Here is an 11,387-nt window from a genome sequence, read left to right as displayed (position 1 = left end):
GCCCTTGAAACTACGCCTCGGCAACTGGATCGGCCTCTCCGCCATCGTCGTCCTTGTCGATCAATGGACCAAACACCTCGTCCGCGGCGCCCTGCGCAACGGCGAGGTGATCCATGTCACCGACTACTTCGACCTCGTGCTGGCCTTCAACCCGGGTGCCGCCTTCAGTTTTCTGGCGGACCAGGGGGGCTGGCAGCGCTGGTTCTTCGTGGCGCTGGCCGCCCTCATCTGCGGCTGGCTGCTGCGCCTGCTGGCCAAACACCAGCATGAGCTCCTGCAGCCCCTGGCCTTCTCCCTGATCATCGGCGGCGCCATCGGCAACGTCATCGACCGCTTCGTCTTTGGCGCGGTGGTCGACTTCCTGTATTTCCACATCGGCCGCTACGGCTGGCCCGCCTTCAACGTGGCCGACTCCGCCATCTGCGTGGGCGTCGTCCTGATGTTCATCGCCCAGGTACGCGAGAGCCGCCACGCCACCGCCCAAGAGAAACTTTCATGACCCAGATCGTCCAGCCCGACAGCCTGCTGACCCTCCATTACCGCATCTCCCTGGACAACGGCCAGCCGCTGATCAGCACCTTCGAATCCCAGCCCGCCACCATGCAGCTGGGCAAGGGCGACATCGCCCCCACCCTCGAACGCTGCCTGGCCGGCATCACCGTGGGCGAGCATCACACCTTCCTGCTCGAGCCGGAAAACGCCTTCGGCGTGCACCGTGAAGATCTGGTCGAGAAGGTCCGCCTCGAAGACTTCCCCGACGGCGCCGAGGTGGAGCCCATGGTCATCATGGAATTCACCGCGCCCGACGGCACCCGCTACCCCGGCCTGATCCGCGAAGTGCTCGACACCCACGCGGTGATCGACTTCAACCACCCCCTGGCCGGCAAGTCCATCCGCTTCGAAGTCGAAGTGATCGGCATCAACTGAGCCCCGGAGCCCCCATGGAAGTCCTGCTTGCCAACCCCCGCGGCTTCTGCGCGGGCGTGGAACGCGCCATCGAGATCGTCGAACGGGCCCTGGCCCGCTATGGCGCGCCCATCTACGTACGCCACGAGGTCGTCCACAACCGCTTCGTGGTGGAAGGCCTGCGCGCCAAGGGCGCCATCTTCATCGAGTCCCTCGACGACGTGCCCGCCGGCAACACCGTGATCTTCAGCGCCCACGGCGTACCCCAGTCGGTCCGCAGCGAGGCCGAGGCCCGCGGTCTGCGCGTCTTTGACGCCACCTGCCCGCTGGTCACCAAGGTGCATATCGAAGTGGCCCGCATGCGCGAGCAGGGTCGCGAGCTCATCATGATCGGCCACAAGGGGCACCCGGAGGTCGAGGGCACCATGGGCCAGGTCAAGGACGGCATCTACCTGGTCGAGAGCGCCGCCGACGTCGCCGGGCTGCAGGTGAACAACCCCGACATGCTGGCCTACGTCACCCAGACAACCCTGTCGGTGGACGACGCCGCCACCGTCGTCGAAGCCCTCCGGGCCCGCTTCCCGAGCATCGTCGGCCCCAAGAAGGACGACATCTGCTACGCCACCCAGAACCGCCAGGATGCCGTGAAATTCATGGCCCCCCGGTCCGACCTGGTGCTGGTGGTGGGCTCGGTGAACAGCTCCAACTCCAACCGCCTGCGCGAGGTGGCCGAGCTGCTGAAGGTGCCGGCCTACCTCATTGACAATGCCGAGGCCATCGACCCGGCCTGGATTGTCGGCAAGAAGCGCATCGGCGTCACCGCGGGTGCGTCGGCACCCGAAGTGCTGGTGGATGCGGTCATCGCCCGCCTCAAGGAAATGGGTGCGGCTTCCGTAAAGTCTCTCGATGGTGTCCCGGAAAAGGTGACCTTCCCCCTGCCCAAGGAGCTGCAAGCTCCGGCGGCATGATCGGAAAGGCGCTCCCCGGAGCGCCTTTTTCAATCCTGCGCGAGCCTGCCCATGCCCTTCGTCGAGCGCGACGCCTCCGGCGCCGTCATTGCCCTGTTTTCCCAGCCCGGCCCGGGCCATGAAGAAGAAGTCCCGGCGGGCCATCCCGACCTCACCCCCGTCACCGGCCCCTCCGAGTTCGCCCGCCTCGACGCCGACCTGATCCGCGTGATCGAGGACGTGGTCGACGTGCTCATCGACCGGGGCCTGCTACGGCTCACCGACCTGCCCCTCGACGCCCAGCGCAAGCTGCTCGCCCGCAAGGGTGCCCGCGCCCGCCTGCGCCAGGGCCTGAACCTGATCGGCCCCAACGACGTCATCTGAACCCGCGGCACCACGCCCTTCCCGCTGCCGGCCTGCCTGAAAGGCTCAAGTTCCCCCTACGGGACCCGTTATCCCTACAATCCGGACGCCATCGGCCCCGCCCCTTGGCGACCTCCCGTCAGCACCCGAGCCTGCCGGGCCGTGAAACGACCACGAAACGATTGTGCCGATGACCGACGCTGCATCCCCTGCCGCACCAGCCCGCGCTCCCGACCGCGCTGCCGACAACCACTGGCAACCGGGCGAGGCTGCCACCCACGAAGACCCGCTCCTTGATGCATTGGTCGTGCTTACCCGCCTCCATGGCAACCCCTTCACCCCCGAAGCCCTTTCCGCCGGCCTGCCGCTGGTGGACAACCGGCTGACCCCCTCGCTACTGCCCCGGGCTGCGGCCCGGGCCGGACTGACCGCAAGGATCGTCCGCAAGTCCATTGAGGACATCACCCCCAACCTGCTCCCGGCGATCCTCCTCCTGCACGACCGCCGCGCCTGTGTTCTGCTTGAGCGCCGGCCTGATGGCGGCGCCCGGGTGCGCTTTCCCGAAGCCGGAGAGTCTGCCGACGACCTCTCTGCCGACGAGCTGGCAGCCCTCTACACCGGACTGGTGTGTTTCGTCCGGCCACGCTTCCGCTTCGAGGCCCGCTCGCCCCAGGTCAAGGCGGTGCGGGCCAGCCACTGGTTCTGGGGCACCGTCATGGAAAACTGGCGCCTCTACCGGGACACCCTGCTGGCCGCGCTGGTGGTCAACCTGTTCGCCCTGGCCATCCCCATGTTCTCGATGACGGTCTATGACCGGGTGGTACCCAACCACGCCGTCGAGACCCTGTGGGTGCTGGCCGTCGGTGCCATGCTGGTGCTGCTCTTCGATTTCATCCTGCGCACCCTGCGGGCCTACATCGTGGACACCGCCGGCAAGCGCATCGACGTGCAACTCTCGGCCCGCATCATGGAACGCGTCCTCGGCCTGCGCATGGACGCCCGGCCCGCCTCGGTGGGCTCCTTCGCCTCCAACCTGCGAGCCTTCGAGGGCGTGCGCGATTTCATCGCCTCGGCCACCGTCACCACCCTCATTGACCTGCCCTTCGTGCTGCTCTTCCTGCTGGTCATGGTGTGGATCTCCCCCTGGCTGCTGCTGCCCCCGCTGGTCGGCATGCTCGCCGTGCTCTTCGTCACCCTGGTGGCCCAGGACAAGATGCACGAACTCACCGAAACCACTTACCGCGCCAGCGCCCAGCGCAACGCCACCCTGGTCGAAAGCCTGGTCGGGCTCGAGACGGTCAAGACGCTCAGTGCCGAGAGCCTGATCCAGCGCCAGTGGGAACGCGCCACCCTGTTCATCGCCCAGATCGGCGGCCGTCTCAAGCTGCTGTCCTCCAGCACGGTGAACTTCGCCCAGTTCATGCAGCAGTTCGTCAACATCGCGGTGATCATCGTCGGCGTTTACGAGCTGTCCGAGGGCAACATGTCCATGGGCGGCATCATCGCCGCGTCCATGCTGTCGGGCCGGGCCATGGCGCCCCTCGGGCAGGTGGCGGGCCTGATGATGCAGTACCAGAACGCCCGCACCTCGCTGGCCTCGGTCAATTCCCATATGGAGCTGCCCATCGAACGCCCAGACGGCGCCAGCTTCGTGCATCGCCCCAGCTTCAACGGCGACATCGAATTCAAGGATGTGGGCTTCAGCTACCCGGGCCGTGATCAGGCCGTGCTCAAGAAGGTCAGCTTCCGCCTGAAGGCCGGCGAGAAGGTGGCCATCATCGGGCGCATCGGCTCCGGCAAGACCACCATCGAGAAGCTGGTCCTCGGGCTCTACCAGCCCACCGAAGGCGCCATCTTCATCGACGGCATCGACTCCCGCCAGATCGACCCCGCCGAGCTGCGCCGTGCCATCGGCTTCGTCCCCCAGGACGTGACCCTCTTCTACGGCACCCTCAAGCACAACATCGCCATGGGCGCTCCCTTTGCCGACGACAGCGCCATCCTCGCCGCCGCCGAGCTCTCGGGCGTCAAGGAGTTTGCCGACACCCATCCCCAGGGCTTCGAGATGCCCATCGGCGAACGCGGCGAATCCCTCTCCGGCGGCCAGCGCCAGGCCGTGGCGATTGCCCGTGCCCTGCTCAACGACCCGCCCATCCTGCTCCTCGACGAGCCCTCCAGCAGCATGGACCACCAGAGCGAGGAAGGCCTCAAGCAGCGCCTGCGCCGCTTTGCCGCCAGCAAGACCATGATCCTGGTCACCCACCGCACCTCACTGCTGGATCTGGTGGATCGCCTCATCGTCCTCGACCAGGGCCAGATCGTCGCCGACGGGCCCAAGGCCCAGGTGGTGGAGGCCCTCCAGCAAGGCCGCATCGGCCGCGCGGGGTGACATCATGAAAACACTCATCGCCCCACTCGCCACCTTCTTCCAGCCCCTCTACAACGCCATCTACCAGCGCTGCTCGCGCCTCTTCGACCGGGTTCTCGACGGTGCCGAGCGTCGCGAGATCCACGACGACACCGACTACATGGCCGACGCCGAATGGGCCATGTCCGAGCAGAAACTGCGCGGCAGCCGCATCGCCGTCTGGACCACCTGCCTTGCCGTGCTGGTGCTGATCGTGTGGGCCGCCTTTGCCCAGCTCGACGAAGTGACCCGTGGCGAGGGCAAGGTCATCCCCTCCCGCCAGGTCCAGGTCATGCAGAGCCTCGACGGCGGCATCGTCTCCGAGATCCTGGTCAAGGAAGGCCAGCAGGTGAAGACCGGTCAGCTGCTGCTCAAGGTCGACCCCACGCGCTTCGTGTCATCCCTGCGGGAAAACCGCGCCCAGTACATCGCCCTGCTCGCCAAGGCCGCCCGCCTCACTGCGGTGGCCAATGGCAAGCCCTTCGTGCCTCCGCCCGAGCTGATCAAGGAAGCGCCCGAACTGATCGAGCAGGAACGCAGCGCCTACGAGAACAAGCGTATGGAGCTCGAAGCCGCCGTAGGCATCGCCCGCCAGCAGCTGTCCCAGCGCCGCCAGGAGCTCAACGAACTCACCGCCAAGCGCGAACAGGCCACCCAGAGCTACACCCTCACCGCCAAGGAGCTCGAAGTCACCCGCCCCCTGGCCAAGACGGGCGCCGTGTCCGAGGTCGAGCTGCTCCGCCTGGAGCGTGACGTGGCCCGTTACCGGGGCGAACGGGACGCCGCCGGCGCCCAGATCCCGCGCATCCAGGCCGCCATCTCCGAGGCCCAGAACAAGATCGAGGAAGTCGGGCTGAACCTGCGCAACCAGGCTCGCAGCGAGCTCTCCGACACCAACGCCAAGCTGGCCGCCCTGTCGGCCGGCAGCGAGGGCCTGGCCGACCGGGTCAAGCAGGCCGAAATCCGGGCCCCCATGAACGGCACCGTCAAGCAGCTCTTCGCCAACACCGTGGGCGGGGTTGTGCAGCCCGGCAAGGAGATCATCGAGATCGTCCCCAGCGACGACGCCCTGCTCCTCGAGGCCCGCGTCCAGCCCAAGGACATCGCCTTCCTGCGCCCCGGGCAGGCCGCGCTGGTCAAATTCACCGCCTACGATTTCTCCATTTATGGCGGGCTCGAGGCCACCCTCGATCACATCGGCGCCGACACCATCACCGACGAAAAGGGCAACGCCTTCTACATCGTGCGGGTGCGCACCACCCACAGCACCATCGGCGATGCCCACATGCCCATCATTCCAGGCATGGTCGCCGAGGTGGACATCCTCACCGGCAAGAAATCTCTCCTCAGCTATCTGATGAAACCCGTCCTCCGCGCCAAGGCCAACGCCCTGACCGAACGCTGATCGAAGCTCGCCCCCCGCCCATGAGCACTCCGCAACCGCTGCTGATCCTCACCCCGGACGACCTCCTCGCCACACGCTGGCAAGCCCTGTCCTCCAGCCCTATCCGCGCCCTCGACATCGAAGGCCTCGACACCTGGCGCAAGGCCGGCCACCGCCTGGTGGTCATCGACCTGGGCAACCGCCCGGCGGGCGCCTCCCCGGTATGGACCCATCGGGCCTGGCAGGAGAACGCCGCCGGCCTCGCCATCCTGGCCACCTCATCCCGCCCGGACGACGAAGAAGGCCTCGCCGTACTCAATGCCGGAGCCAGCGGCTACTGCCACAGCCATGCTCCGGTCGACAGCCTGCGCCAGGCCCTGGACGTCATCGACAGCGGTGAGCTGTGGGTGGGGCGTGCCCTGCTGTCACGGCTGCTGCGCCTGGTGGACAGCCGCCTGCCCCGCGCCGGGCTGGCCGACTGGGCCCGCCCGCTGACCGAAAGGGAACGGGAAGTCGCGCATCACGCCGCCGTCGGTGAAAGCAATGTCGCCATCGCCGATGCCCTCGGCATCACCGAGCGTACCGTCAAGGCCCACCTCAAGGCCGTCTTCGAAAAGCTGGAAGTCGCCGACCGGCTGCAGCTCGCCCTCCGGGTGCACGGCGTCCGCTGAAGCAGCCTCCCCGCGTGGCATCCGTCACGCGACCTGTCCTTGTGGACAATGGCGTCCCCTTCCGCCACGTCGTAGATTCCGTCTCATCTAAAAAACCGATTTCCGGAGACCGTCATGGCCACCTCGTCCTCCCCCGCCACCGCCGCCACCAATGCCGTCGCCAAGGGCACCGTCGTCTTCGTCCAGGGCGAAGCCTATCTGCGCGACAGCAGCGGCAAGCTCAGTGCCATCAAGCCGGGGGATGTGGTCATCGAAGGCCAGGAAATCGTCACCCACAACGGTGCGGTGGTCGAACTGCAGTTGCCCGGCGGCGCCAAGGTCAGCGTCGGGCCGAACCGCGAGCTGCTGCTCAATGACGAGTTCTTCACCACGGCCACGCCGGAGCGCAGCGAGAACGTCATCTCCAGCCTGGGGGCCGAAGCCGACAAGGTGATCCAGGCCCTCAACGCCGGCAAGGACCCCTTCGAGGGCCTGGAAGACCCGGCCGCTGGCCTCACGGGGGGCGGCCTGGGCGACCAGACCCACGACTTCGTGCGTCTGGTGCGCGTGCTCGAGGAAGTCACCCCGGTCAGCTACAGCTATTCCACCTCGGACAACGGTGTCGAATTCCTGCCCACCGCCACGGCCATCCCCCAGACCGTCAATACCCCGCCCCAGGCCACCGACGACACCGTTGCGGGCACCGAAGACCAGCCCCTGATCGTGGACGTCCTGGCCAACGACAGCGACGCTAACAACGACCCCCTGGTGGTCACCAGCGCCACGGCAGGCAACGGCCAGGTCACCATCAACCCGGACGGCAGCCTGCGCTACGTGCCCAACCCGGACTTCAACGGCCCGGACACCGTCACCTACACCATCAGCGACGGCAAGGGCGGCACCTCGACGGCGACGGTCACCATCAACGTCGTGGCGGTCAATGACGCCCCCGTGGCCCTGCCCGACGTGGCCACCACCCCCGAAGACCAGCCGGTGACGGTCAACGTGCTGGCCAACGACAGCGACCCGGATGGCGATCCACTCACCGTCACCGGCGCCACCGTCGACCCCGCCCTCGGCAGCGTCGTCGTCAACCCGGACGGCACCCTCACCTTCACCCCGACACCGAACTTCAACGGCCCGGTGGTCATCACCTACACGGTGAGCGACGACAAGGGCGGCACCGCCTCCTCCACCGTCACCGTCAATGTCACCCCGGTGAATGACAACCCCGTCGCCAACCCGGATGTTGCCACCACCCTCGAGAACACCCCGGTCACCGTTCCGGTGCTGGGCAACGACAGCGACCCCGAGGGCAACCCCCTCACCGTCACCGGCGCCACCGTCGACCCGGCCCTCGGCAGCGTCGCGATCAACCCCGACGGCACCCTCACCTTCACCCCGGCGCCCGATTTCAATGGCCCGGTGGTCATCAACTACACCATCAGCGATGGCCAGGGCGGCACCGCCACCAGCACCGTCACGGTGAATGTGACGCCGGACAACGCCCCCCCCGTGGCCAACCCGGACAGCGCCACCACACCCGAAGATCAGCCGATCACCGTCAATGTGCTGGGCAACGACAGCGACCCGGACGGTGACCCCCTCAGCGTCACCGGCGCCACCGTCGACCCCGCCAAGGGCACGGTCGTGGTCAATCCCGACGGCACCCTGACCTTCAACCCCGCGGCCAACGTCAATGGCCCGGTGGTCGTCACCTACACCATCGCCGATGGCAATGGCGGCACCGCCACCAGCACCATCACCATCGACGTCACCCCGCAGAACGACGCCCCCGTGGCCACGCCGGACAGCACCACCACACCGGAAGACCAGCCCGTCACGGTCAACGTACTGGGCAATGACAGCGATCCCGACGGCGACACCCTCACCGTCACCGGCGCCAGCGTCGATCCCGCCAAGGGCAGCGTGGTCGTCAATCCCGATGGCACCCTCACCTTCACCCCGGCCGCCAACATCAACGGCCCGGTGCTGGTCACTTACACCATCGACGACGGCCAGGGCGGCATCGCCACCAGCACCGTCACCATCGACGTCATACCCGACGCCGACGACGCCCAGCTGGGTACCGGCAGCGGCGCCGTCAAGGAAGACACCCCCGCCCAGAGCACCGCCTCCGGCACCCTCTCCATCGTCGATCCGGACGCCGGCGAAGCCGTCTTCCAGCCCCAGACCAACGTGGCCGGCACCTACGGCAGCTTCAGCGTCAACACCGCCGGCGCCTGGACCTACACCATCGACAACACCCTGCCCGTCGTCCAGGCCCTCAAGGAAGGCGAGACCCGCACCGAGGTCTTCACCGTGCGCAGCGCCGATGGCACCGCCACTACCGTGAGCCTGACCATCATCGGCACCAACGACGGCCCGGTGGCCAACCCCAACACCGCCACCACGCCCGAAGAGCAGCCCGTCACCATCAACGTGCTGGGCAATGACACCGATCCGGACGGCGACGCCCTCAACGTCACCGGCGCCACCGTCGACCCCACCAAGGGCAGCGTCACGGTCAATCCCGACGGCACCCTGACCTTCACCCCGGCCACCAACGTCAATGGCCCGGTGGTCGTCACCTACTCCGTTGCCGACGGCCATGGCGGCACTGCCAGCAGCACCGTCACCATCAACGTCACCCCGGTCAATGACAACGCCAGCATCAGCACCGGCGCCGGCACCACCCGGGAAGACGCGGTCCTGCTTGCCAGCGGCACACTGACCATCACCGACCCGGACGCCGGCGAAGCCGCCTTCCAGCCCCAGACAGACACCACCGGCACCTACGGCAGCTTCTCCATCGACGAAACCGGCCACTGGGCCTTCACCCTGGACAACGGCAATCCCCTGGTCCAGAACCTGGCCGACGGCGAATCGCGCACCGAATCCTTCACTGTGCGCAGCGTGGATGGCACCGAGAGCACCGTGGTCATCACCATCCTCGGCACCAACGAGACCATCGGCGCACCCGGCGTCGGCATCGTCAAGGAAGACAACACCCTGAGCACCGGCGGCAGCCTGATTGCCAGCGGCGGTGCCAGCTTCGTGCCCCAGCCGGCCACCCCCGGCACCTATGGCAGCTTCACGCTCAACACCGACGGCAGCTGGAACTACGTCCTCAACAACCCGGCCAGCGTGGTGCAGAGCCTGGGCGAAGGCCAGACCCGCACCGAAACCTTCCCGGTCACCCTGTCCGACGGCACCTCCAGCACCGTCACCATCACCGTGGTCGGCACCAACGATCCCGCCCTCATCGGCCCGGGTAGCGGCAACGTCACCGAAGACACCGTTCCCAGCACCGGCGGCACCCTGAGCATCACCGATGTGGATGGCGGTGAAGCCGGCTTCCAGCCGCAGAACAGCGTGGCCGGCACCTACGGCAGTTTCAGCCTCGATGCCGCCGGCAACTGGACCTACACCCTCAACAACGCCCACCCGGACGTCCAGGCCCTTGGCGTCGGCGACACCCTCCTCGAGACCTTCCCCGTGCTCAGCACGGACGGCACGTCCAGCAGCGTTGTCGTCACCATCAACGGCACCAACGACGGCCCCGTCGCCAACCCCAACACCGCCACCACGCCGGAGGATCAGCCGGTCACCGTCAACGTGCTGGGCAACGACACCGATCCGGATGGCGATACCCTCACCGTCACCGGCGCCAGCGTCGACCCGGCCAAGGGCACCGTGGTGGTCAACGCCGATGGCACCCTGACCTTCAACCCCGCCGCCAACATCAATGGCCCGGTGGTCGTCACCTACACCATCGCCGACGGCCACGGCGGAACTGCCAGCAGCACCGTCACCATCGACGTCACCCCGGTCAATGACGCACCGGTCGCCCAGGACGACACGAACAGCCTGAGCAAGACAGCCACCAACCCGGCCACCGGCAACGTCATCACCAACCCGGCCGGCCTCGACTCCGACCTGGACGGCGACACCCTCAGCGTCAGCCTCATCGGCAGCGCCCCGGTAAGCGGCGCGACCGTGGTCGGCGGCGCCTTCGGCACCCTGACCATCCACCCGGACGGCAGCTACAGCTACATCCAGGACACCTCCAACAGCACGGTGACCGGCCTGGCGCCGGGCGCCACCCTGACCGACAGCTTCAGCTACACCGTGTCCGACGGAAAGGGTGGCACCGCGACAGCAGAGCTCCGGATCACGATCGCCGGCCTCAACACGCCCCCGATCGCCGCCCCCGACGCCGCAACCACCAACGAAGACGAGCCGATCCGCATTGCGGTGCTGGGCAATGACAGCGACCCCGAAGGCGACGCCCTGACCATCACCAACGCCACGGTCGACCCCACCAAGGGCAGCGTCGTCATCAACGCCGACGGCACCCTCACCTTCAATCCGGCCCCCAACTTCAACGGCCCGGTAGTCGTCACCTACAGCATCTCCGATGGCAAGGGCGGCACCGCCACCAGCACCGTCAACATCACGGTCAATCCGGTGAACGACGCCCCGGTCGCCAACCCCAACACGGCCACCACACCGGAGGATCAGCCGGTCACCGTGAACGTGCTCGGCAACGACACCGACCCGGACGGCGACACCCTCAGCGTCACCGGTGCCACCGTCGATCCGGCCAAGGGCACCGTCACGGTCAATCCCGACGGCACCCTGACCTTCAACCCGGCCGCCAACACCAACGGCCCGGTGGTCGTCACCTACACCATCGCCGATGGCCACGGCGGCACTGCATCCAGCAC

8 protein-coding genes are annotated in these 11,387 nt (G+C 67.4%); all 8 read left to right on the top strand.

Annotation, left to right across the window (positions count from 1 at the left end):
* The first annotated feature begins 4 nt into the window (after positions 1 to 4).
* Complete coding sequence (gene lspA / locus L6Q67_RS01625; RefSeq protein WP_296564206.1) at positions 5 to 499, top strand: signal peptidase II; 495 nt, start codon at positions 5 to 7, stop codon at positions 497 to 499.
* Positions 496 to 927 carry an FKBP-type peptidyl-prolyl cis-trans isomerase gene (locus tag L6Q67_RS01620; RefSeq protein WP_296564203.1) on the top strand — a complete coding sequence of 144 codons (432 nt, stop codon included), beginning with the start codon at positions 496 to 498 and terminating at the stop codon, positions 925 to 927. The genes lspA and L6Q67_RS01620 overlap by 4 nt, the downstream gene beginning before the upstream one ends.
* 14 nt (positions 928 to 941) lie before the next feature.
* Positions 942 to 1,874, top strand: a complete 933-nt coding sequence (gene ispH / locus L6Q67_RS01615; protein ID WP_296564200.1) for a 4-hydroxy-3-methylbut-2-enyl diphosphate reductase — start codon at positions 942 to 944, stop codon at positions 1,872 to 1,874.
* A gap of 51 nt (positions 1,875 to 1,925) precedes the next feature.
* Positions 1,926 to 2,237, top strand: a complete 312-nt coding sequence (locus L6Q67_RS01610) for a hypothetical protein (protein WP_296564197.1) — start codon at positions 1,926 to 1,928, stop codon at positions 2,235 to 2,237.
* A 169-nt stretch (positions 2,238 to 2,406) separates the two neighbouring features.
* The gene (locus tag L6Q67_RS01605) at positions 2,407 to 4,605 is read left to right on the top strand and encodes a type I secretion system permease/ATPase (protein WP_296564194.1); all 2,199 of its coding nucleotides are present in this window, start codon (positions 2,407 to 2,409) and stop codon (positions 4,603 to 4,605) included.
* Between the two features lie 4 nt (positions 4,606 to 4,609).
* Complete coding sequence (locus L6Q67_RS01600; RefSeq protein ID WP_296564191.1) at positions 4,610 to 6,028, top strand: HlyD family type I secretion periplasmic adaptor subunit; 1,419 nt, start codon at positions 4,610 to 4,612, stop codon at positions 6,026 to 6,028.
* 20 nt (positions 6,029 to 6,048) lie between these two features.
* Positions 6,049 to 6,678 carry a response regulator transcription factor gene (locus tag L6Q67_RS01595; RefSeq protein WP_296564187.1) on the top strand — a complete coding sequence of 210 codons (630 nt, stop codon included), beginning with the start codon at positions 6,049 to 6,051 and terminating at the stop codon, positions 6,676 to 6,678.
* A gap of 114 nt (positions 6,679 to 6,792) precedes the next feature.
* The coding region (locus L6Q67_RS01590) for a retention module-containing protein (protein WP_296564185.1) at positions 6,793 to 11,387 on the top strand (4,595 nt) is incomplete at its 3' end.

Origin of the sequence: Zoogloea sp. (assembly GCF_023150065.1) — a bacterium.
GTDB lineage: Bacteria > Pseudomonadota > Gammaproteobacteria > Burkholderiales > Rhodocyclaceae > Zoogloea.
The sequence above is the reverse complement of the archived record's forward strand: the minus strand, read 5'-3'. Positions and strand labels throughout refer to the sequence as shown.